Genomic DNA, 21,820 nt, shown 5'->3' on the forward strand with positions numbered 1-21,820 from the left:
AGGGGCTCCATGTTCCGAAACGCAGGAGGCTGCGTGCGCCGGCCGCTGGGGCATCCCGGGTGGCGGGTGTGCCGAAGCGATGTGGCACCACCTTCATGCCGACCAAGTCCGTATGTCAAGACATACGGACTTGGTTGATTGGTGTGGGAGGTGGGCCCGCGACGGGTCCGGGTGTGCGCCTCAGCGCGCCATGAGGGTGATTTCGAAGGAGTAGAGCGAGGCCCGGTAGAGGTGGTCGCCGTACTCCACGGGGCGGCCGTCGCTGTCGTACGCCGTGCGCCGCATGGCCAGCAGCGGGGCACCCCGGACCTCGGCGAGCAGCCGCCCCTCGGCGCTGGACGCCCGCCGGGCGGTGATCGACTGGTCGGCGAGGCTCAGCCGGGTACCGGCCGCGCGCAGCAGCTCGTACAGGCCCCGGTCCGCCAGATCGTCCGCCGTGAACCGGCACAGCTCGGCGGGCACGTGGTTGCGGAGCAGGGCGAGCGGCTCGCCGTCCGCGTAGCGCAGCCGCTCGAGCGCCACGACCTCGGTGCCCTGCGGCAGGCGCAGGGCGGCCGCCACCTCGTCAGACGCCGGAACGCGCTCCATGGACAGCACCTCGGTCCGCGGATGCCGGTCGGCGCGGAGCAGGTCGTCGTGGAGGCTGGTCAGCTCGACCTGGCGGCGGACCCTGCTGTGCACGACCTGCGTGCCGACGCCGCGCTTGCGGACCAGCAGCCCCTTGTCGACGAGATGCTGGATGGCCTGCCGCATGGTCGGACGCGACAGGCCCAGGTCACCGGCGAGAGCGACCTCGTTCTCCAGCCGGGAGCCCGCCGGAAGCTCGCCGCCGGAGATCAGCTCCTCCAGCCGCACGGCCACCTGGAAGTACAGGGGAACCGGGCTGGAGCGGTCGATGCTGATCAGCGAGGCGAGGGAAGGCATCCTGGGCTCCAGCGGCCGGGGGCGAGAAGTACATTATCCCTCCCGCCACCCGGTTGATCAGCATGTCCTGATGTCCTGATGACCTACCCGGCAGGATCCCGGCCCCGCCGGCCGGGGCAAGGTCGAGCACTGCGGCGCCGCACGCCGTCGGCGTGCCCGCAGGTCGACCGCGCCGCTGCGGGGCACCCGGGTCGGCTGCCGGCGGTGTCAGCGCGCCGTGCCGAAGTCCTGCGTCCAGTAGGAGTTCGGCTGCGCGAGGCCCACGCCGATCTCCTTGAACGCACAGTTGAGGATGTTCTCCCTGTGCCCGGGGCTGTTCATCCAGCCGGTCATGACCTGCTCGGGCGTGCTGTAGCCGTAGGCGACGTTCTCGCCGTAGGTCATCCAGCTGAAGCCGGTACGGGTGATGCGCTCGCCCGGGTCCGAACCGTCGGAGCCGGTGTGCGACATGTTGGCGTGCGCGGCCATGTCCTCGCTGTGGTTCACCGCGGCGGCCGTCAGCTTCGCGTTGACGGTGAGCGCCGAGCAGCCGACCTTGGCGCGCTCCTGGTTCACGAGGGCCACCACCTCTGCTGCCGGGCCGGAGGACGGAACGGTCGGGGTGGCCGGCTTCGCCGGGGTGACCGGAGCCGTCGGCCGGGCCGGGGCCGGCGGCGCGGGCTTCGGCGCCGCCGTGGGGGGCTTCGTCGTCGCGGTGGACGGCTGCGTCGTCTCCGGACTCTGCGTGGTCTGCCCGGCCGGCGTGGCCGTGGCCGTCTCGACCGGGGTGCCCGTCGGCCCCGCCTGGACCTGGAGCGACTCGCTGGGGGAGGGTGCGCTGTGGGAGGGGTGCACGCCGTGCCGGCCGCCCGCCTTCGCCGTGCCCGCCGCCCCGGAGTGCAGGCACGCCAGGGCGGCCGTGGGTATGCCCACGATGCCCAGCGTGACGGCGGCGATGGATATTTTCTTGTAGTGCGACCTTTTGCGGTGCTTGTGCATGCGTGACCTCACGTGGTTTCTGCGATGCGTCCTGCGCCTGAGCTGCTGGAGCGCCGGGGCCGGGGCGCCATTCTTAGAAGCCCTGCAAGGGGCTGGCAAGTCTCGCCGCCGGGCCGCGCGGTACCGCCGTGCAGCGGGCTTGAAATGGGCGGACAGTCATGCAGACCGTGCGGTCGGCGGGTCGCGCGAGATGAAGATCGACCATCAGACATGCCTGTGACGTGGCAAGTTACTGCGGAACGCCCCGCCCCTTGAAATACCCATTTCGGAGAAGAGGGAAATGCCGATTCCGATGGGACAAATCTCTATATGTCGGGGAGGCGTGAGTGGACGTAATGCTTCCGTGACCCCCCATCCCGTAGTGATGCATGTCACTGTTTCGCGCGGGAACCGGGCGCTGTCGGGCGGGCGTCCGCGGAGTGCTGTGACGGCGCGGTGCGGCGGGGGCGCTCCGGTTCCCCAGGGTGTCATCAACTCGCCCTGGAAATAGTGCTGTTGTGAATCGCGGCTCCGGGCGAACAGCTGCTGCCGGGACTCTTGCCGTGTCGTCGGGGTTCGCCAATGATGCTCCCGGTGCGCCGGCCACACGGCCGGGATCCGACCGCCACCCCCGAACCGACCGGCCCGGAGGCCTGTTTTGCGGACGAGTCAGCACATGCGGAGATCATCCCTCGTCGTCGGCGCCGCCCTCGCGCTGGTAGTCGCCGTCCCCCAGACGGCCTTCGCGGCTCCGCCCCCGGCGCTCCCCTCCCACGCCGAAGCCATCGAGCTGACCTTCCAGCCGGCGTACGACTACGACACGGACGGCTGCTACCCGACACCCGCCATAGGACCGACCGGCGTCCTGAACGGCGGTCTCAAACCCAGCGGCGCCCTCGACGGCAGCTGCCGCGACGCCTCGGACCTCGCCAACACCAACGGCTACTCCCGCGCCACCTGCAACAACGGCTGGTGCGCCGTGGTGTACGCGCTGTACTTCGAGAAGGACCAGGCCGTCCCCGGCATCGGCATCGGCGGCCACCGTCACGACTGGGAACACGTGGTGGTGTGGATCCAGGGCACCGAGGCGAAGTACGTCGCCACCTCCGCCCACGGCGACTTCGAGATCCACACCCGCGACCAGATCCGCTGGGACGGCACCCACCCCAAGATCGTCTACCACAAGGACGGCATCGGTACGCACTGCTTCCGCGCGGCGAACACGAACGACGAACCGCCCGAGAACCACCGCCACGCCTGGCAGTTCCCCGCGCTCGTCGGCTGGTCGGGCTACCCGGCGACGCTGCGGGAGAAGCTCAGCGCGGCCGACTTCGGCAGCGCGCACTTCGGCCTGAAGGACGGTTCCTTCTCCTCCCATCTCGCGGAGGCCAAGCCGGCGGGCATCCCCTTCGACCCGTACCAGTAGGCGCAGGGCGGGACTGTCACGGGTCGAAGCCGGCCGGATTCGAACCGGCGTCCTCACGGTTGTGGAGACCGTGCGCGACGACCTCTGCGCTACGGCTCCGCCCGGCCCCCATCGTACGAGGTCTGCCGCCACCGCAGGCCTGGTCAGCCGTGCCAGATCTTCTCGTACGCCTCCTGGTAGCCCCGGGGGTTCCAGGCGGTGGCCCCGCCGCTGTTGTCCGCCGTGGCGATGTGGACGGGGGCGACGTACCCGCTGGCGGGCTGGTCCGCGAAGGCGCGGTTGAACTCGTCGACGATCTGCCAACCCTGCTGCGAGAGCGGCTCCGGGACGGTGGCGGCCTGGAACTGCCTGTTGTTGATGCGCCGGAAGGCGGAGGGGTCGCCGTCGCCGGCGCCGATGTTGAAGGGCGGCCCGGCGCCGGGCCTGCCGGCGGCGCGCAAGGCCGGGGCGGCATCGTCGAAGTACAGGTCGTTGATGGCGACGGAGTAGGCCCAGCGCTTCCGGAAACGGGACAGGAGCGAGGAGACCTCCTGCGGGGTGCGCCGGCTCGCGTCCGGAATCGGGATGTTCTCGTGGGCCAGGAGCTTCACGCCCGGGCAGGCGGCGAGCCGCTGCTCGATCAGCCTGGACTTCGTACCGGCGAACGGGATCGAGTCGTCGGTGAAGACGACGACTCCGGCGTCGCCGCCGGACTGGGCGATGACCCAGTCCGCACCGGCCTTCGCCACCTCCTCCACCTTCGTGGTGATGTTGGTGAAGAGCCTGGGACTCGTGCTCGGGCCGGGGGAGCTGACCGCATGCCAGCCGATGAGCGGGATCCCCGCCGCCTGGGCCTGCGCCACCTGCTGTGAGGTCAGACGGGGATCGAAGCCGCCGATGACGATGCCCGAGGGCTTGAGGGTGACGGCCTCGCTGAGTGCCGCCTGGATGCCGGCCGGGGTGCCCTCCCCGTCGATCACCCGGACATCCCAGCCGATGGCCTGCGCCGCTTCCTTGACGCCCTTCGCGACTCCCGCGACGCCGGGGTTGGTCATGGTCTGCGCGACGTAGACGATCGTCTTGCCGGGGACCGCCTTGGGGCCGGTGGTGGGACCGTTCCAGGAGGTGTCCTTGCTCTCGGCCCGCTCGACGCTTGCCTTCGCCTCCTGGAGGACGGCCGGGCAGCCGGCGGCCGAGGAAGGGCCGGTGGCGTTCGGCGAGCCGCTCTCACATCCGGCGACGGCGACGACGGCTGCCGCCAGCAGGGCTGCGGCCGCGATGGCGGTCTTGCGGTTCGGGTACACGGTGCTCCTGACGCTGGTGTGCGCTGCGAGGTGTTCTCCAGGACGTTTCAGGGGGTGCCTGCGCCGTCGTCCGCCGTAGCCGTCGCCGTCGACGGGTTCTCGGGTGGCCGGCCGGTCGTCGTGGCGTCGGCGCGCAGCCGCCGGCGGGCCGAGTAGCCGGCCAGGCCGACCGCGACGAGCAGAGTGGCGCCGTTGAACAGCGGGGTGGCCCAGAACTGGGCGCCGAGCTGGCCGATCCCGGCGAGTCCGACGGCGAGCACGGTCACGGCCACGAGGGTTCCCAGGGCGTTGGCGCGGCCCGGCTTGATCGCGGTGGAGCCGAGCAGGACGCCGACGAACGCGGGCAGCAGATACTCGAGGCCCACGCTCGGGTTGCCGATCTGCTGTTGCGCGGCGAGCAGCACACCGGCGAAGCCGACGACCGTGCCCGATCCGGCGAAGGCGTAGACGCAGTACCGGTGGGTGGGGATGCCGATGATCTCGGCGGCGCGGGGGTTGGAGCCGATGACGTACAGGTACCGGCCGAACGGCAGCCGCTCCAGCAGCAGCCAGAGGGCGGTGACGAGGCCGAGGACGTAGAAGGCGGGCAGCGGTAGGCCGAGGAACCTGGAGTCGTAGAGGCCGGTGAAGGCGGCCGGAAGACCGTCGGGGCCGGGGACGATCCGGCCCCCGCCGGTGATCCAGCCGGTGACGGCGTACATCATGCTGCCGGTGCCGAGCGTGGCGATGAAGGAGTCGATGCGGGCGAACTCGACGATCACACCGTTCGCGGCGCCGGACAGCGTCCCCCCGAGGACGACGGCGAGGCAGGCGAGCGGCCAGGGCCAGCCCTCGTCGACGATGAGGTACAGCACCATGACGTGCGCCAGGCCCAGTGCGTAACCGAGGGACAGGTCGAACTTGCCGCTCGCGATGGGGATCGTCGCGCCGAGCGCCAGGATGGCCGGGATCGACTGGTTGGAGAGGATCGAGGAGACGTTGTCCAGGGTCGGGAAGGTGTCGGGCAGGACGAGGGAGAAGACCAGGAAGAGCAGGACGGTGAGGGCCAAGAGGCCGTACGTGCCGATGAAGTGCCCGTGCAGGCAGCCCGACAGGGACCGGCGCGAGGGAGAAGAGGGCGACGGGGTCACCGGCTCTCCGTGCTTCCGGTGATCGCGGGCAGGGCCGACGCGGTGCGGGTGAGTTCGGTGACGCTCAGGGCCTCACCCGCCAGCTCGGCCACCACGGTCCCGCGCCCGAACACCAGCGCGCGGTGGCACACGCCGGCGACCTCCTCGAAATCGGTGGAGATGAGCAGGACCGCCAGCCCGGCGGCCAGCGCTTCGTCGAGGAGCCGGTGGATCGACGCCTTGGCGCCGACGTCCACGCCGGCCGTCGGCTCCTCGAGGATCAGCAGGCGCAGGCTCCCGCGGAGGCGGCGCCCGACCATGACCTTCTGCTGGTTGCCGCCCGACAGGGTGGCGATCGGCACCTCGCTGTCGCGGGGGATCACCGAGAACCGTTCGATCAGGGCTGCGGCCTCGGCGCGCTCGCGCCGCGGAGCGACCCAGTGCCAGGCCGGCACCCCGGCCGCCCGGGGATTGGCCAGGAAGTTCTCCCGTACCGTCAGTTCTGCGGCGCAGCCCTCCTGCCGGTTGCCGGCCACGAAACCGACGCCGGAGCCGAGGGCGGCGGCGACCGTGCGCGGGTGGTACGGACGGCCGTCGAGCAGCGCCCGCCCGCCGAGGAGCGGCAGCGCACCTGCGAGGGCGCGGCCCAGGTGCATGTGGCCGGCCCCGGTCAGACCCACCATGGCGAGGATCTCGCCCTCGCGCAGATCCAGACTGACGGGTCCGGTGCGCTCGGTCGTCACGCCGTCGAGGCTGAGGACGGGCGGGCGGTGGGCGGGCGCGGAAGGCCACCCGGGCGCGGAAGGCGGCGCGGGGGCGGTGGGAGGCGGGCCGCCGGCCGGTTCGCGGCCCACGAACGGGCCGCCGGCCGGTTCGCGGCCCACGATGTCGCGCACCAGACGGGCAGGGCTGTACGGGGCGAGGGGGCCGTGGCTGACCAGCCGGCCGTCGCGCAGCACGGCGAAGGTGTCGGCGACCTCGTACACCTCGTCGAGCCGGTGGCTGACGTAGAGGATGCCGTGCCCCCGGTCGCGCAGGGTGTGCAGTACGCCGAAGAGGCGGGCGCAGTCCGCGGCGGGGAGGGTGGCGGTCGGCTCGTCGAGGACGAAGAGCTCCGCCCGTCTGGCCAGGGCGCGGGCGATCGCGACCAGCGAGCGCTCGGCGGGGGCGAGGTCGGCGATGCGGGCGTCGGCGTCCAGGTGTCCGGCGACGATCCGCAGGGCCTCGGCGCAGTTCCTCCGGGTCTGCCGCCAGGAGATCAGACCGCCGCGGCGGGGGAATCCGGTCCCCAGGGCGATGTTCTCGGCGACGGTCATCCAATCGACCAGGCCGAGCTCCTGGTGGATGAAGGACATGGTCCGGCGGGCCGCATCGGAGCCGAGCGGGTGCCCGGCCACGGTCACCTCGCCCTCGTCGGCGCGGTGGACCCCGGCGAGCACCTTGATGAGGGTGGACTTCCCGGCACCGTTCGGGCCCAGGAGGGCGAGGACGCTGCCGCCGTGGACGTCGAGGCTGACCCCGTCCAGAGCGAGGGTGCCGCCGAACCGCTTGCCGAGACCGCGTATGCGGACGAGGGGTTCTCCGCCGGGGTGCGAGGGCGGGCTCGTCGAGGTGACGGGAGTGTCATGCACGGACTTCTCCGGGGCCGCCTGGGGAGGTGCTTCCTGAAGCGATGAGGACATCGGTGATGCTACTGGTGGCTACGGTCATATAGGCGATATGTCGCCGCCTGTGCCTCCGATGGTCGAGTGCCGCGGGGTGACGGTCAGGCCGCGTCCAGCGTGCATTCGGCCCAGATGACCTTGCCGTGGGTGGTGTAGCGGGTGCCCCAGGCGTGGGCGAGCTGTGCGACGAGGAAGAGACCGCGCCCGCCCTCCTCCGTCGTGGCCGCCCGCCGCAGGTGCGGCGCGGTGCTGCTGCCGTCGGCGACCTCGCAGATCAGGTGGCGGTCGTGGACCAGGCGTACCTGGATGGGCTCGGTGCCGTAGCGGACCGCGTTGGTCACCAGCTCGCTGAGCATCAGCTCGGCGGCGAACGCGAGCTCGTCCAGCCCCCACTCGGCCAGCTGGCGGGTGGCGGCGGCCCGGATCCCGGAGACGAGGGCCGGGTCCGCGGGTACGTCCCAGGTGGCGATCCGGCCGGCGGGCACGGTGCGGGTGCGGGCGACGAGCAGTGCGATGTCGTCCGCGGGGTGGTCGGGTGCCACGGCGTCGATGACCGCCTGGCAGGTGTCCTCCGGCGTGCGGTTCGGCTGGGCCAGCACACGGCTCAGCTGGTCGAGGGCGACGTCGATGTCGCGATGGCGGTCCTCGATGAGGCCGTCGGTGTAGAGGACCAGCGTGCTCCCCTCCGGGAGCCGGATCTCGGCCGTCTCGAAGGGCAGACCGCCCAGGCCCAGCGGGGGTCCGGCGGGCAGGTCGGGGAACGTCACGCCGCCGCCGGGGTGGACCAGTGCGGGCGGGGGGTGGCCGGCGCGGGCCATGGTGCACTGCTGCGTCGTGGGGTCGTAGACGGCGTACAGGCAGGTGGCGCCGACGATGCCGGTGCTGCCGGAGTCGTTCTCGCCGCCCTCCTCCCGGTCCAGGCGCACCAGGAGGTTGTCCAGGTGGGTGAGGAGCTCGTCGGGTGCGAGTTCCAGTTCGGCGAAGTTGCGCGCGGCGGTACGCAGCCGGCCCATGGTGGCGGCGGCGTGCAGGCCGTGGCCGACGACGTCTCCCACGAGAAGGGCGACGCGGGTGCCGGAGAGGGGGATGATGTCGAACCAGTCACCGCCCACCCCGGATTCGGCGGGCAGGTAGCGGTGCGCGACCTCGACGGCGCCCTGCTCGGGAACGCCCCGCGGGAGCAGGCTCTGCTGCAGGGCCAGGGCCAGGGTGTGCTCATGGGTGTAGCGGCGGGCGTTGTCGATGCAGAGGGCGGCGCGGGCCGCGAGTTCCTGGGCCAGCCAGGTGTCGTCGTCCCCGAAGGGGGCGGGGTCCTCCGAGCGGTAGAAGCTGGCGACCCCCAGCAGGACGCCGCGGGCGAGCAGGGGGACGCAGACGAGGGAGTGCACGTGGTGGGCGAAGATCCGCCGGGCGTGCTCGGGTTCCTGGTCGATCCAGTCGAGGGCATTGCGCAGGTCGGGTTCCAGCACCGCCTGCCCGCTGTCCAGGCACCGCATGTGGGGAGTGCCGGCGCGCAGCTCCACCCGTTGGCCGGCGGGATAGAAGGGGCAGTCATCGCGAATGCCGTGGACCACCGCGCGGTGCAGCTCGGTCCAGGGATCGGCGGACTCCTCGCCGCGCAGCACGGCCTCGGGCACGTCGATGGTGACGTAGTCGGCCAGGCGCGGAACCGCCGTCTCGGCGAGTTCCCAGGCGGTGCGGGTCACGTCCAGTGTGGTGCCGATACGGGTGCTGGCCTCGGCCAGCAGCTCCAGGCGGCGGCGTGCCGCGACGGCGTACTTCCCCACTTCCGGCTCGCCCACCAGCACGAGTCCTCTGACCTTCCCGCGGGCGCCGCCGGCCGGAGCGGCGGTACCGGCGAGGGGTCCGGGCGGCGGGCCGAGCGGCGGGCCGGTGCGGGGCAGGACGGAGAGGTGGTGCGCCGGCGGGGAGTCGTCGGTGAGCACGGCCTCGACGACGACGCCCTCCACCCCGGAGCGGCTCACGAGCGGGCTGCTCAGGAGGGTGACGCCCCGCCCGTGCGGCAGGGACACCGCGACGGCGGCCCGCTGGGTCGAGGAGATGAGTTCGGTGGCCTTCTCCTTGAGGATCATCTGATCGCTTCGGTCCAGCCCGCTGTCGCCGAGCTCGTCCAGTCCGATCAGATGTCCGTTCCCGGCGGTCGTGCCGGTCCGGGCGAGGTTGCTGGCCTCGAGGTACGTCCGCAGCAGCGCGCGCTCCCGCGCCGAATGCTGCTCCATCAGCCGCCGCTCGATGGTTTCGGCCGCCCGGCGGACCAGCGCGGGCAGCGCGGGGTCCTCGTAGCCGTGCGGGTATCCGAAGCAGAGGACGCCGACGACGTCTCCGCTCAGCTGGTCGCGGATCGGGGTGGCGGAGCACGCGTTCGACTGGGAGCGCTCGGCGAAGTGCTCGGCCCCGTAGACCTGTACGAGCCGCCGTTCGGCGAGCGCGAGACCGATGCCGTTGGTCCCCGCGAAACGTTCGGCGAAGACGAAGCCGGGGACGCTCTGGATGGGCGGGAGGCTCTGGGCCAAACCGGGTTCCCCGAAGCGGCGCTCGAGCACCGTTCCGTTGCCGTCGGCGAGGGAGACGTTCATCCGGCTGCCCGTGAAACGGGACGCCAGCTGGTCGAGCACGGGTCCGGCCGCACGGACGAGCCGGCTGTCCGGATCGAAATCGTCCCGGTAGGGAAGGTCGGTCTGGTCCGGTGACAGTCCCAGCGACTGGCAGCGCAGCCAGGAGTTCAGGATCGGGCTTCGTACCCCGCCCGCGACCGGCTCGCCCAGCAGGAACCGCTCACGGGAGCGTGCGGGGCCGATTTCGTCTCCCGTGACCCCCATACGCATCACATCTCCTTACCGAGCCGTCGGCCTCGGCCTCGGCGGCGCCGGAGCGCTTGCAGCGAGTAAGTGCCTTTCGAGTATATTCCTCCTGGTTTGCTCGAATCATAGGACCGCGACCGGATTGACGGGCGAACCCGTCCCGCCAGGCACGTTCAGCGGCGTCACGACGATCATGAACTCGTGGCGCCCCGCCGCGGCGCAGGCTGCGGAGAGCGCCTCGAGCTCCAGGTTGTCCAGCAGCGGCACCCCCATGGCCGCCACGGCGAGGGCGTGGACGGGGGAGTGGACGCCCTCGACCGGCGAGGGGCGCAGGTCGCTGTCCCCGTCGGCGCCGAGCAGGGCGATGCCGCGCTCGGCCAGCAGCGGCACGGCGTCCACGTGGAAGCCCGCGCTCGCGGCGCCGGAGTCCCAGGGGCCGAGTTCCCGGCGGCGTCGGAAGCGGCCGGAGCGCAGCAGCACCGCGCAGCCGTCGTCGATCGTCACGTCCAGTGCCCGCTCTGCCGCGGCGACGTCCCGCGCGTGGACCGGGTGTCCGGGCTCCAGCCAGTCGACTCCGAGGACGGCCGGCAGGTCGAGGAGCACGCCCTTGGTGACGAGGGGGCCGAGCGCCGCCACCGAGCCGAAGCGCGCGCCCCCGGCGCCGACGACCTCCCGCGCCGGGCGGCCGTCGTAGAGTCGCCCCCCGTAGGCGACGTGCGACAGGGCGTCCAGGTGGCTCACGGCCTTGCCGTGGAAGTCGACGCCGATGAAATCCTTGTACGTGGCGGGTTCCGGGGCCTCCACGTCGCCGAGATCCGACATGTAGTGCAGGGCGGGCTTGCCGTTGTCCGGTCCGGGCCGGGTGTCCCAGGGCAGACCCAGCGGCACCGCCGTTCCGGACCGGATCAGGGCCGCGGCCCGCCGTACGTGGTCCGAGGTGACCCGGTTCCAGGCGCCGCGGTCGGCCGGGGCCCAGCGGCCCCACGTACGGACCGCGGCGAAGATCGTGTCGAACTCCTGACGGGATACCTCGGGCTCCCTGCCGGGAGGGGTCGGCAGAGGCGTCAGGCCGTCCGCGGGGCTGCTGCTCATCCGTACTCCGCGCTCCAAGGCTCGCAGGGGCCCCGCCCGGGGCGGGACCGGGATACGAGCGCCCCGACGCCCGCACGGAATCACATGCCCGCCGGTCCCGGGCTCTACGCCTGAGCGGCCCCGCACGGGCGAACGGTGGCGGCAAGCGGCTCCGGCGGGGCACGCTGGACCCATGCGGGTGCTCTTGCGCTCACCTCCCCGACCGGGAGCGAGCGGTCATCACCAGGTCCTTTTCGTACTTGCGCAGGGTGTGCCCTTCGTGATCGCGCTCCTGGTGCTGACCGTCGAACTCACGCCCGCGCACTTTCTGTACACCGGCCCCCTCCTGGTCGCGACGCCGGCGTTGGCCGCGGTGACGATGGGCCCCCTGGGCACCCTGTCGGCGGTGCTGCTGGCCGCCGCCGTGAGCGTGACCACCGCGACGTACAACCAGGCGTGGGGCAGTCAGCAGGTCTATACCAACTTTCTGGCCCTGTTCCTGGTGTCGGTGGCCGGTGTCGCGACGAGCAGTGCCGTCCGCAGGCGGCGGGAGAGCGAGCTCGACCAGGTCCGCCGGATCGCCGTGGTCGCGCAGGAGACCGTGCTCCGGCCCGTGCCGGCCCGGCTCGGCCCCGTGCGGGTGGCCGGCATGTACCTCGCGGCCGAGACGGGGGCGCAGATCGGAGGCGATCTGTACGAGGCCGTGGAGACGCGGTACGGGGTCCGGGTGATCGTGGGTGACGTCCGGGGCAAGGGGCTGCCGGCCGTGCGGGCGGCCGCGGCCGTGCTGGGCGCCTTCCGGGAGGCCGTGCACTACGAGGACGAACTGGCCGGGGTCATCGACCGCTGCGAGGCGGCGCTGCGACGGGACGCCGCCGTGCCGGGCGTGGTCGACGAGGAAGCACTCGCGGAGGGCTTCGTCACCGTACTGGTGGCCCAGGTGCCGGACGGATCCGTCGTCGAGATGGTCAACCGCGGTCATCCGCCTCCACTGCTGCTGCGGGCCGGGAAGGTCCGGGCCCTGATGCCCGCCTGCCCGCTGCCACCGCTCGGTCTGGAGGATCTGATCAGCGACCCTCCCGGCGCGGCGGACAACTATTCCTTCGTGCCGGGAGACCGTCTGCTGCTGTACACCGACGGCGTCATCGAAGCCCGCAACGGCGGCAACGACTTCTTCGCCCTGCCCGAGGAGATGGAGGCGGCGGAGGCGATGTCCGACTGCGGACCGCAGGAGTTCCTGGACCGACTGCACCGGGGCCTGATCCGGCACACCCGGGACCGCCTGGCGGACGACGTGGCGATGATCGTCGTCGACCGGTGACGATCCGCCGGCCCGGTTCGGGGTGAAGCTTTTCGAGCGGGCCCGAACCGCGGCGGGGAGGGTCGTAAACCGCCCGCCACAAGATCACCGCATCGAGGTAATGCCAGCGGCTTACGGGGGTGATCCGGTGCGCCGACGGTTAGTGTGCTCCCGGATCCGGATGGATTGCCCGGATATTCGCCCTCTTTGTTTCTTCTTTCACCGGTGACGTGTGCCCGTGCGCCGATCACCGCCCTTACGAAGGAGAGCCTGCCGATGACCGTGGACACCAGCCCGGAGGCACAGCTTGAGCCGCTTCCCCAGACCAGCCTGGGCACGGCGGCCGCCCGCAACCTCGCCACGACGACCAAGTCCGCCCCGCAGATGCAGGAGATCACCTCCCGCTGGCTGCTGAGGATGCTCCCCTGGGTGGAGACCAAGGGCGGCACCTACCGGGTGAACCGCCGGCTGACCTACACCGTCGGAGACGGGCGCATCGAGTTCGTCCAGGACGGTGCCCACGTCCGGGTGATCCCCCGCGAGCTCGGCGAACTCGCCATGCTGCGAGGCTTCGACGACATGGAGGTGCTGACCACGCTCGCCGGCCGGTGCGTCCAGCGTGACTTCCGGGCCGGTGAGGTGCTGGTCGAGCGCGGCACCCCGGCGAACGAGATCCACCTGATCGCCCACGGCCGGATCAATCAGACCTCCGTCGGCAAGTACGGTGACGAGGTCGCCGTCGCCGTGCTCGCCGACGGCGACACGTTCGGCGAGCACGCCCTGCTGGACGGTGCCGGGGGGTGGGACTACACCGCCACGGCCGCCACGGCCGGCACCCTGCTCACCCTGTCCCGCGCCGACTTCGCCGCGGTGCTGTCCTCGGCGCCGCAGCTCCAGGCCCACGTCCGGGAGTTCGGCTCGCTTCCGCACCAGCGGCAGAACAAGCACGGCGAGGCCGAGATCGCGATGTCGGCCGGCCACACCGGCGAACCCGAGCTGCCCGGCACCTTCGTCGACTACGAACTCAACCCGCGCGAGTACGAACTCTCCATCGCCCAGACCGTGCTCCGGGTCCACACGAGGGTCGCCGACCTGTACAACGAGCCGATGAACCAGACCGAGGAGCAGCTCAGGCTCACCATCGAGGCGCTGCGCGAGCGCCAGGAGCACGAGATGGTCAACAACCGGGAGTTCGGCCTGCTCCACAACGCCGACTTCAAGCAGCGCATCCAGACCCACTCCGGGCCCCCCACTCCGGACGACCTCGACGAGCTGCTCTGCCGCCGTCGTGGCTCCAAGCTATTCCTCGCCCACCCCAAGACCATCGCGGCGATCGGGCGTGAGTTCAACGCCCGCGGGATTTACCCGGACCACGTCGACCTCGGCGGACAGCAGGTCCCGGCCTGGCGCGGGGTCCCGATCCTGCCCTGCAACAAGATCCCCATCAGCAAGGAGAACACGAGCTCGATCCTTGTGATGCGAACCGGCGCGGACAACCAGGGCGTCATCGGCCTGCGCCAGACCGGTCTGCCGGAGGAGTACGAGCCGGGCCTGTCGGTGCGTTTCATGGGCATCGACGAAAAGTCGATCATCTCCTACCTGGTCTCCACCTACTACTCCGCCGCCGTCCTGGTGCCCGACGCGCTCGGCGTGCTGGAGAACGTGCAGATCGCCCGCAGGCGCGACTAGACGACCTGCCCCACGTCCACGACGGCCACGACGGCCCGGGGCTTCCCGGGCCGGCCGGGCATGCCCGGGATCCGGGACAGCCCAACCACCTCACCAAGGAGTCACGGATGCCCGATCCCGGGCCTTCCCCTCTGCAGTCGAGTCTCCCCGCGGCCGCGGCCCGCTTCGGGGCGCACGGTCACGGCCGCGGCGTCGAAGCCGTCGGCTGCGTGCGGCCCGCCCTGTTCGCCCCGCCCGCCCAGCCCTCGGCCCCCGTCGGGACACCGAGCCCCGCCCTGGAGCGGATCCTGCACGGCCCCAGCGGTCTGGGCACGGCAGGGCTGTCCCTGGCCCGGCGGGAGGAGTCGCCGGCGCCTCCGGAGGAGCTCCCGGCGGCAGGCCGTCCGATCCCGGGCCTCTACCACCACCCGGTGCCGGAACCCGACCCCGTGCGGGTGGAGGAGGTCGGCCGCAGGATCAAGGCGTGGGCGGTGGACGAGGTCGAGCTGTACCCCCCGGAGTGGGAGGACCAGTTCGACGGCTTCTCCGTGGGCCGCTACATGGTCGCCTGCCATCCGGACGCCCCCACCGTCGACCACCTGATGCTCGCCACGCGGCTGATGGTCGCCGAGAACGTCGTCGACGACTGCTACTGCGAGGACCACGGAGGCTCGCCGGTCGGCCTCGGCGGACGTCTGCTGCTGGCGCACACCGCTCTCGACCCCCTCCACACGACGGGGGAGTACCAACCGGAGTGGACGGCGTCGCTCCACTCGGACGCTCCGCGGCGCGCCTACCGATCGGCCATGGAGTACTTCGCCCGGGAGGCCACCCCCTCCCAGGCCGACCGGTTCCGGCACGACATGGCCCGGCTGCACCTGGGGTACCTCGCCGAGGCCGCCTGGGCCGAGACGGACTACGTCCCGGAGGTGTGGGAGTACCTGTCGATGCGCCAGTTCAACAACTTCCGCCCCTGCCCCACCATCACCGACACCGTCGGCGGCTACGAACTGCCGGCGGACCTGCATGCCCAGCCCGCCATGCAACGGGTCATCGCGCTCGCCGGGAACGCGACCACCATCGTCAACGACCTGTACTCCTACACCAAGGAACTCGCCAGCCCCGGCCGGCACCTGAACCTGCCCGTGGTGATCGCCGAGCGCGAGGGCCGCTCCGTCCGCGACGCCTACCTGAAGGCGGTCGAGGTCCACAACGACCTCATGCACGCCTTCGAGGCCGCGGCCACCGACCTGGCCGCCGCCTGCCCCGTCCCGAGCGTGCTGCGTTTCCTGCGGGGCGTGGCCGTCTGGGTCGACGGCAACCACCACTGGCACCAGACCAATACCTACCGCTACAGCCTGCCCGACTTCTGGTAAGGATGGATTTATCTGTGACCAACACCGAGCTCACCATGGCCCCCACCTCTGCGTTCATCCCTGCCCCGGCGACGCCCTACCAGGGTGACATCGCCCGTTACTGGGACCACGAGGCCCGGCCGGTGAACCTGCGTCTCGGCGACGTCGACGGTCTCTACCACCACCACTACGGCATCGGTGACATCGACCACGCTGCCCTCGGAGACACCGACGACAGCGCTTACGAGAAGAAGCTGATCGCCGAGCTCCACCGCCTGGAGTCGGCGCAGGCCGACGTCCTCCTGGACCAGCTCGGACCCATCGGCCGGGGCGACACGCTCGTGGACGCGGGCTGCGGCCGCGGCGGATCGATGGTCATGGCCCACCAGCGGTTCGGATGCAAGGTCGAGGGCGTCACCCTGTCGGCCAAGCAGGCCGACTTCGCGAACCGGCGCGCCGGCGAGCTCGGCATCGAGGACTCCGTCCGCGCCCGCGTCTGCAACATGCTCGACATGCCCTTCGAGACGGGGCAGGCGGCGGGCTCGTGGAACAACGAGTCGAGCATGTACGTCGACCTGCACGACCTGTTCGCCGAACATTCCCGCGTCCTTGCCGTCGGCGGCCGCTACGTGACCATCACCGGCTGCTGGAACCCCCGTTACGGCCAGCCCTCGAAGTGGGTCTCCCAGATCAATGCCCACTTCGAGTGCAACATCCACTCCCGCCGGCAGTACATGCGGGCCATGGCCGACAACCGTCTCGTACCGCAGGCCGTCATCGACCTGACCCCCGCGACCCTGCCGTACTGGGAGCTGCGGGCCACGTCCTCCCTGGTCACCGGCATCGAAGAGGCGTTCATCAACTCCTACAAGGACGGCTCGTTCCAGTACGTCCTGATCGCGGCCGACCGCGTCTGATCCGGCGGAAGCCCGCAAGGGGCGGCCGGGCCCGTGACCCGCGGGCCCGGCCTTTCCGCATCCGACGGGGACGACGGTTCCCCCGCGGCCGGCTACTCGTTGCGCGCCATCACCCGCCGCGCCGCCTCGCTCTCGGCAGCCGGGGGTGACAGCTCGTCCAGGATGTCGATGTCGGTGTCCCGCTCCAGCTCTTCCTCCCAGGCCGCGGCGAGCCGCTCCTGCTCCTCGTGCGGCCTGCCCTCTACGGCCTCCCGGTGTGCCGGGTCGAGGGCGGCCAGGAAACGTCCGACGGCGTCGAAAGACATCCCGTACTCCTTGGGTGGCTGGGTGGGACGCGGGACCTGCGGCGGCCCTCGCCCAGGATGCGAGAGACGGCCCGGCCGCGGGGCCGGACGCGGCCCGCGCCACACCCGGATGGCGGCCCCCGCTCACCCCGTGGCGCCGCGGCGGCGCCGCCCCGCGTTTTCCGCGTTCACGCGGACCCGTGCGGCACCGGACCGGGCGGGTCGATCGCGGCGAGCAGGTTCAGCACGGTGGCCTCCATGGCGTGCCGCGCCTCCTCGGGGCCGAGCCCGGTGGATCGCCAGTGGTGCCAGGCGCCCCAGGTGGTGACCGCGTCCAGCCCGTTGACCAGGTCCGTACGCCGCCGGCCCGACAGGCGGTCGAGTTCCTCGGCCAGCACCGCCTCCAGGCGCCGGCGGGCGTCGGCGAAGGCCTCCTCGGTGACTTGACGGATGCGCTCCGAGGGGTGGTCCATGCGAAGCATCGCCAGGCGTGCCGGGGTGATCCATTCGAGGATCCGGGCACGCTGTTCGACCAGGGCCGCCACCCGTGCGGTGCGCGGACCCTCGGTGGGCAACGGCCTGATCTGCTCGGCGAGTTGTTCCAGCCGCCGGGTGATGGCGGTGTCCACGAGCTGGGCCATGTCGTCGAAGTGGTGGAACACCGATCGCCGTGAGACCCCCGCGTACTGGGCCACCCGGTCGGCGGGGAAGTCCGTCACCCCTTCGTCGAGGAGCACGAGCAAAGCGTCGGCGATCTTCTCGCGGGTCTGCCGGCCGCGCTCGGTCCGGCCGTCCGTGGCGGCGGCAGCAGCGGTGGCGGCGCCGGCGGCAGCGGCTCCGGCGGCCGACGGACTGCCGTGCTCCGGTCGCCGCGGGGTGTCCTGATCGGGATGCCGTCCCACCTGGGGCTCCTCTCTCCGATTGACATTATTGCACTCCGAGTGCAACGGTAAATGTGCACTCGGAGTGCAACTTCATTCCTGGAGGGAAGCACAGCACGATGTTCCTTGCCCTGGGCCGCTGGTGCGCCCGTAGACCGAGACGGATCCTCGCCGTCTGGGCGGCCGTGACGATCGCCGTCGCCGCCGCCGTGCTGCTCCACGGCCGGGTCACCAGCGAGGCGGTGGTCATCCCCGGCAGCGACAGCCAGGCGGCCCGCGCCGTGGCCGACGGCTTCCACGGGCCCGCCTCCGGCAACCAGCCGCTCGTACTGCACACGACACCGGACGGCCCGGTGCTGACCTCCGCCACCGCGCAGAAGGCGGTCGAGGCGGCGGCCGCGGACGTGGCCCGGGTGGACCACGTGGTGAGCGTCGCCGCGCCGTACGGGCCTTCGGGCCGGGCGGCCATGAGCCCGGACGGCCACACGGCCTACCTGTCGGTCGCGCTGGACGTGACCGGCCGCGACATCACCCCGGAGATCAGCGAGGCCGTACGGTCGGCCACCGAGCCCGCCCGGCAGGCGGGCGTCGAGGTCACGGCCGGCGGCGACCTCGCGGCCGCCGCCGACAAGGGGTCCACGGCCCACAGCGAGCTCATCGGTCTCGCGGCGGCCGCGGTCATCCTGTTCCTCGGGCTGCGCAGGGTCCTCGCGGCCGGGCTTCCCCTGGTGGTGGGGGTCGTGGGGCTCGTGATCTCGCTGTCGGCGATCGGTCTGGTCGGGCACGTCCTCGACATGCCCTCGGCGGGCGCCACGATCGCGGCGATGATCGGCCTCGGCGTGGGCATCGACTACACCCTCTTCTGCCTGACGCGCTTCCGTGAGCTCCTGGCCGACGGGCACGGGGTGGTGGACGCCGCCGGGTACACCACGGCGGGCGCCGGCAAGGCCGCCGCCTTCGCCGGCTGCGCGGTCGCGGCCGCTCTGGCGGGTCTGGCACTCGGCGGGCTGCCGCTGCTGTACGCGCTGGCGCTCGCGCCGGCGATCGCCGTACTCGTCGCGGTCCTCGCGGCCCTGACCCTGCTGCCGGCCCTGCTCGCGCTGCTCGGCCACCGGCTGGGCCGGAAGCCGGGCCGCCGGCCCGCCCCGGCGAAACCCGCCGACACGGCTGATGCGGCTGATCCGAGCGACCCCGCGGGCGTACGCTGGCAGCGGTTCGCCGCGCACGTGGCCGGCCGCCCCTGGCGCTACCTGCTCGCGAGCCTGATCCTGGTGGCCGTACTGGCCGCGCCGGCCGCCCAGCTGACGTTCGGCCAACTCGACGCGGGGGACAAGGCGGCCGGTACGTCGAGCCGTACCGCGTACGAGCGCCTGGCCGAGGCCTTCGGGCCGGGCGCGAACGGCCCCCTCCAAGTGGCCGAAAGCTTGCCCACGGCGGCCGACGGACCGTCCGACCACCGCGTTGCGACGGTCACCGAGACCCTCGAGCAGACCCCCGGCGTGGCCGCGGTGAGCCCGGCCCGGCTGGGCCCGGACGGCCGCAGCGTCCTCTGGCAGGTCACCCCGACCACCGGCCCCGGCGATCCGGCCACCGTCACGCTGGTGGACCGGCTGCGGGACACCGCCCTGCCGCAGGCCACCGCCGGCACCGGGGCCACCGCCCACGTCGGCGGGCCGACGGCCGCCCAGGCCGACCTGAACGCGCGGCTCGCCGCCCGGATGCCGGCCATCATCGCCACCGTCGTCCTCGTCGCCGGCCTGCTCCTCCTCCTGGCCTTCCGCGCACCGGTGGTCGCGGCCAAGGCGGCCGCGATGAACCTGATATCGGTCGCGGCCTCGTACGGCGTGCTGACCGCCGTGTTCCAGTGGGGGTGGGGGGCGCGCCTGCTCGGCCTCGACGGCCCGGTGCCGATCCCGGGATACGTCCCGCTGCTGATGTTCGCGGTGCTGTTCGGACTCTCCATGGACTACGAGGTGTTCCTCCTGAGCGCCGTGCGCGCATCGTACCTCCGGCACCGGGACAACACGCGCGCGGTCGTCGACGGACTGGCCGGTACGGCCCGGATCATCACCTCGGCGGCGATGATCATGGTCTGTGTGTTCCTCAGCTACCTGCTGTCCGAGGACCCCGTGGTGAAGATGTTCGGCATCGGACTGGCCACGGCCGTGGCCCTGGACGCCACCGTCGTCCGCGCACTGCTCGTCCCGACCAGCATGGTGCTGCTCGGCGAGCGCAACTGGTGGCTGCCCGTACGGCTCGACCGAATCCTCCCCCGGGTGGACATCGAGGGCACCCCGGCACCCGCCGCAGACGGCCCGCCCGCGGCCGTCGCCCCCGCTCCGGTTCTCCCGGCCGCATCCACTGCCGCATCCGGCCCCGACCGGCTTCCCGCTTCCCGAGGTACCCACCCATGCCCCTGAAGTCCCCGCACACCCCGACACCTCCCAAGAAGCGCACCGTACGTACCGCTCCGCTGCGGCGGCCGGCCCGGCGTGCCGTCGCCGTGGCCGTTCTGGCCGGCGCCGCACTGCTCACGGTCGACGCCGTCGCCCGGCAGGTGGCCGAGGAGAGGTTCGCCGACCGGATCGCCGCCCGTCAGGGCGGCCCGGCCGCGCCCGAGGTCACCATCAAGGGCTATCCCTTCCTGCTCGACGCCGCCCGCGGCACCCACCCCGAGGTGCGGGTCAAGGCCGACGCGCGCACGAGCGACGGCCTCCCGGTGAAGGCCGCGGTCGATCTCCACGAGGTGTCCGAGCGTGCCGGCGGTTACGCGGCGGCGTCGGTGGACGCCGCGTTCACGGCCCGGTTCGACTCGCTCGGCTCCCGCGGCGGCCGCGACGTCCGGCTTTCCGACGCGGGCAACGGCCGGGTGCGGATCGAGGCGGGCGTCGTGGGCATGCCGCTGGTCATCACGGCCGAACTCCGCCTCGACGCAGGCGCCGTCACCCTGCACGCGGACAGCGCAGCCCTGGCCGGCCGCCCGATCGACCCGGCCGCCCCCGCCATCGACAGGGCGCTGTCGGAGCGCCGCCGGCAGCTGCCGCCCCTTCCGATGGGCCTGGAGGCCACCGCCGTATCGGTGGGCTCCGACGGGGTCACCGTGCACGCCCGAGCGCACCGCGTGGACCTCACCTGACGCGGCCGAGGGCCGACGGGCCGTCGCTCGCGCGGCTCAGGTCGCCCGGTCAGGGCAGCTTCCAGATCTGGGTCGTCACCATGTAGAAGACGACGACCCAGAACAGGTTCAGCGCGGCGACGATGCCGAGGCCGATGAGGTTGGTCTTCATCGCCGGTTCGTCCGGAGACGGTCGGAGCCACCGCTTGAGCAGCGGGTTCACGTAGTACGGCATGGTGAAGAAGCTCATGATCAGGCTCGACAGCAGGTTGCCCACCAGCAGCCCGATCCAGATCGGCAGTTTCAGCGGCGACAGGGCGAGTGCCAGCAGCACGACCGTCGGGTACAGGCCGACCCAGACCGCGATGGCGGTCTTGGTGACTGAGGGCGGTGGTGCTTCCTTGCCGTTCTCGTCGAAGGCGAACCAGCTGCCGAACGAGTTGTCGATGGTGCGCATCCTGTAGTCGCTGAACTTCTTTCCTTCGGCGAGGACTTCCTGCCGTTTGGCCGACGTCAGCCAGGCGTCGAGGTGCTCGGCATTGTCGAATCGGTACAGCGTGGTCCATTCGTCCTGGATTCCCTCGACCGGGCGGAAGAGCTCGGTTCCGCGAAAGCCTTCGAACCTGCCTTCCTCCTCGCTCATGTGGCGCTGCCAGGCGAGGAAGTCGTCGACGGAATCCGGGTGGACCCGGTGGGTGACCACCACGGTCACCAGCGGATCGGCCGGCCGTGTGCCACCGCTGACCACCTGCTGGGTCGCCGGGCCGTCAAAGTACTTGCTGCCGGCATCGAGGAGCCGCTGTCTGGTGGCGCTGTTGATCCACGTTTGCAGATGGGCGATCGAGTCGAAGCGGTAGACGGTGACCCAGTCGGGTTGCAGGGAGGTCGGCGGGGAGATCTCGGATCCGAGGGCCCCGGGATATTCGGCTGCAGCGGCGTTGACGTCCTCTTGCCACGTTTCGTATTCCCGCTCCAGTCCGGGCAGGACCTTCTGACCGATGATCGCGGTCGCCGTGGATTCTTCGAGCCTTTCGGCGTTCATGT

The 21,820-nt window shown here is 71.8% G+C and carries 17 protein-coding genes and 1 tRNA gene; 7 read left to right on the top strand and 11 right to left on the bottom strand.

The features are described from left to right. Positions 1-180 precede the first annotated feature (180 nt). Positions 181-924 (bottom strand): GntR family transcriptional regulator, encoded by a 744-nt coding sequence (locus tag AB0I68_RS26940; protein WP_363179946.1) that lies wholly within the window; start codon positions 922-924, stop codon positions 181-183. Positions 925-1,131: 207 nt separating this feature from the next. Next, complete coding sequence (locus tag AB0I68_RS26945) at positions 1,132-1,902, bottom strand: CAP domain-containing protein (RefSeq protein WP_363179947.1); 771 nt, start codon at positions 1,900-1,902, stop codon at positions 1,132-1,134. 655 nt (positions 1,903-2,557) lie between these two features. On the opposite strand from AB0I68_RS26945, the gene AB0I68_RS26950 reads away from it, so the two are divergent. Then, positions 2,558-3,307, top strand: coding sequence for an NPP1 family protein (locus AB0I68_RS26950; RefSeq protein WP_363179949.1), 750 nt, complete (start codon positions 2,558-2,560; stop codon positions 3,305-3,307). Positions 3,308-3,331: 24 nt separating this feature from the next. Here the strand turns inward: AB0I68_RS26950 and AB0I68_RS26955 are convergent. The 6 genes from AB0I68_RS26955 to AB0I68_RS26980 form a co-directional block, all read right to left on the bottom strand. After that, positions 3,332-3,406 (bottom strand) — tRNA-Trp (locus tag AB0I68_RS26955). Between the two features lie 44 nt (positions 3,407-3,450). Beyond that, the gene (locus AB0I68_RS26960) at positions 3,451-4,590 is read right to left on the bottom strand and encodes a substrate-binding domain-containing protein (RefSeq protein ID WP_363179950.1); all 1,140 of its coding nucleotides are present in this window, start codon (positions 4,588-4,590) and stop codon (positions 3,451-3,453) included. A gap of 47 nt (positions 4,591-4,637) precedes the next feature. Next, positions 4,638-5,720 carry an ABC transporter permease gene (locus tag AB0I68_RS26965; protein ID WP_363179951.1) on the bottom strand — a complete coding sequence of 361 codons (1,083 nt, stop codon included), beginning with the start codon at positions 5,718-5,720 and terminating at the stop codon, positions 4,638-4,640. Then, a complete protein-coding gene (locus AB0I68_RS26970; protein WP_363179952.1) occupies positions 5,717-7,330 on the bottom strand; it encodes a sugar ABC transporter ATP-binding protein in 1,614 nt (537 codons plus the stop codon). Before AB0I68_RS26970 ends, AB0I68_RS26965 begins: the two co-directional genes overlap by 4 nt. Before the next feature lie 134 nt (positions 7,331-7,464). Next, complete coding sequence (locus tag AB0I68_RS26975; protein ID WP_363179953.1) at positions 7,465-10,203, bottom strand: SpoIIE family protein phosphatase; 2,739 nt, start codon at positions 10,201-10,203, stop codon at positions 7,465-7,467. A 105-nt stretch (positions 10,204-10,308) separates the two neighbouring features. Beyond that, entirely contained in the window at positions 10,309-11,277 is a 969-nt protein-coding gene (locus AB0I68_RS26980) for a cyclase family protein (protein WP_363179954.1), read from the bottom strand. A 259-nt stretch (positions 11,278-11,536) separates the two neighbouring features. On the opposite strand from AB0I68_RS26980, the gene AB0I68_RS26985 reads away from it, so the two are divergent. From AB0I68_RS26985 to AB0I68_RS27000, 4 genes are all read left to right on the top strand, one after another. Beyond that, positions 11,537-12,577 carry a PP2C family protein-serine/threonine phosphatase gene (locus tag AB0I68_RS26985; RefSeq protein WP_363179955.1) on the top strand — a complete coding sequence of 347 codons (1,041 nt, stop codon included), beginning with the start codon at positions 11,537-11,539 and terminating at the stop codon, positions 12,575-12,577. A 255-nt stretch (positions 12,578-12,832) separates the two neighbouring features. Beyond that, on the top strand, positions 12,833-14,245 hold the full coding sequence (locus AB0I68_RS26990; protein WP_363179956.1) for a family 2B encapsulin nanocompartment shell protein: 1,413 nt from the start codon (positions 12,833-12,835) through the stop codon (positions 14,243-14,245). A gap of 107 nt (positions 14,246-14,352) precedes the next feature. Further along, positions 14,353-15,600: a family 2 encapsulin nanocompartment cargo protein terpene cyclase gene (locus tag AB0I68_RS26995; RefSeq protein WP_363179957.1), complete on the top strand. Its 1,248-nt coding sequence runs from the start codon at positions 14,353-14,355 to the stop codon at positions 15,598-15,600. A 14-nt stretch (positions 15,601-15,614) separates the two neighbouring features. After that, on the top strand, positions 15,615-16,496 hold the full coding sequence (locus AB0I68_RS27000; protein WP_363179958.1) for a geranyl diphosphate 2-C-methyltransferase: 882 nt from the start codon (positions 15,615-15,617) through the stop codon (positions 16,494-16,496). Between the two features lie 92 nt (positions 16,497-16,588). Here AB0I68_RS27000 and AB0I68_RS27005 read toward each other — a convergent pair whose 3' ends face one another. Together AB0I68_RS27005 and AB0I68_RS27010 are read right to left on the bottom strand one after the other, a co-directional pair. Beyond that, a complete protein-coding gene (locus tag AB0I68_RS27005) occupies positions 16,589-16,801 on the bottom strand; it encodes a hypothetical protein (RefSeq protein ID WP_363179959.1) in 213 nt (70 codons plus the stop codon). 167 nt (positions 16,802-16,968) lie between these two features. After that, the gene (locus AB0I68_RS27010; protein ID WP_363179960.1) at positions 16,969-17,682 is read right to left on the bottom strand and encodes a TetR/AcrR family transcriptional regulator; all 714 of its coding nucleotides are present in this window, start codon (positions 17,680-17,682) and stop codon (positions 16,969-16,971) included. A gap of 98 nt (positions 17,683-17,780) precedes the next feature. Between AB0I68_RS27010 and AB0I68_RS27015 the strand changes: the two genes are divergently transcribed. Next, entirely contained in the window at positions 17,781-20,081 is a 2,301-nt protein-coding gene (locus AB0I68_RS27015) for an MMPL family transporter (protein ID WP_363179961.1), read from the top strand. Continuing rightward, positions 20,072-20,797, top strand: a complete 726-nt coding sequence (locus AB0I68_RS27020; RefSeq protein WP_363179962.1) for a DUF2993 domain-containing protein — start codon at positions 20,072-20,074, stop codon at positions 20,795-20,797. The genes AB0I68_RS27015 and AB0I68_RS27020 overlap by 10 nt, the downstream gene beginning before the upstream one ends. 49 nt (positions 20,798-20,846) lie before the next feature. Here the strand turns inward: AB0I68_RS27020 and AB0I68_RS27025 are convergent, their stop codons facing one another. Beyond that, entirely contained in the window at positions 20,847-21,818 is a 972-nt protein-coding gene (locus tag AB0I68_RS27025) for an antibiotic biosynthesis monooxygenase (RefSeq protein WP_363179963.1), read from the bottom strand. Between the last annotated feature and the right edge of the window lie 2 nt (positions 21,819-21,820).

It is taken from the genome of Streptomyces sp. NPDC050448 (assembly GCF_040655295.1).
Lineage (GTDB): Bacteria > Actinomycetota > Actinomycetes > Streptomycetales > Streptomycetaceae > Streptomyces.

Bases quoted from the DNA above. Each gene is read 5' to 3' on its own strand.
- AB0I68_RS27020 (WP_363179962.1), top strand. From the start codon at position 20,072: ATGCCCCTGAAGTCCCCGCACACCCCGACACCTCCCAAGAAGCGCACC.
- AB0I68_RS27025 (WP_363179963.1), bottom strand. From the start codon at position 21,818: ATGAACGCCGAAAGGCTCGAAGAATCCACGGCGACCGCGATCATCGGT.
- AB0I68_RS26940 (WP_363179946.1), bottom strand. From the start codon at position 924: ATGCCTTCCCTCGCCTCGCTGATCAGCATCGACCGCTCCAGCCCGGTT.
- AB0I68_RS26995 (WP_363179957.1), top strand. From the start codon at position 14,353: ATGCCCGATCCCGGGCCTTCCCCTCTGCAGTCGAGTCTCCCCGCGGCC.
- AB0I68_RS27015 (WP_363179961.1), top strand. From the start codon at position 17,781: ATGTTCCTTGCCCTGGGCCGCTGGTGCGCCCGTAGACCGAGACGGATC.
- AB0I68_RS26980 (WP_363179954.1), bottom strand. From the start codon at position 11,277: ATGAGCAGCAGCCCCGCGGACGGCCTGACGCCTCTGCCGACCCCTCCC.
- AB0I68_RS26950 (WP_363179949.1), top strand. From the start codon at position 2,558: ATGCGGAGATCATCCCTCGTCGTCGGCGCCGCCCTCGCGCTGGTAGTC.
- AB0I68_RS27005 (WP_363179959.1), bottom strand. From the start codon at position 16,801: ATGTCTTTCGACGCCGTCGGACGTTTCCTGGCCGCCCTCGACCCGGCA.
- AB0I68_RS26990 (WP_363179956.1), top strand. From the start codon at position 12,833: ATGACCGTGGACACCAGCCCGGAGGCACAGCTTGAGCCGCTTCCCCAG.
- AB0I68_RS26945 (WP_363179947.1), bottom strand. From the start codon at position 1,902: ATGCACAAGCACCGCAAAAGGTCGCACTACAAGAAAATATCCATCGCC.
- AB0I68_RS26975 (WP_363179953.1), bottom strand. From the start codon at position 10,203: ATGGGGGTCACGGGAGACGAAATCGGCCCCGCACGCTCCCGTGAGCGG.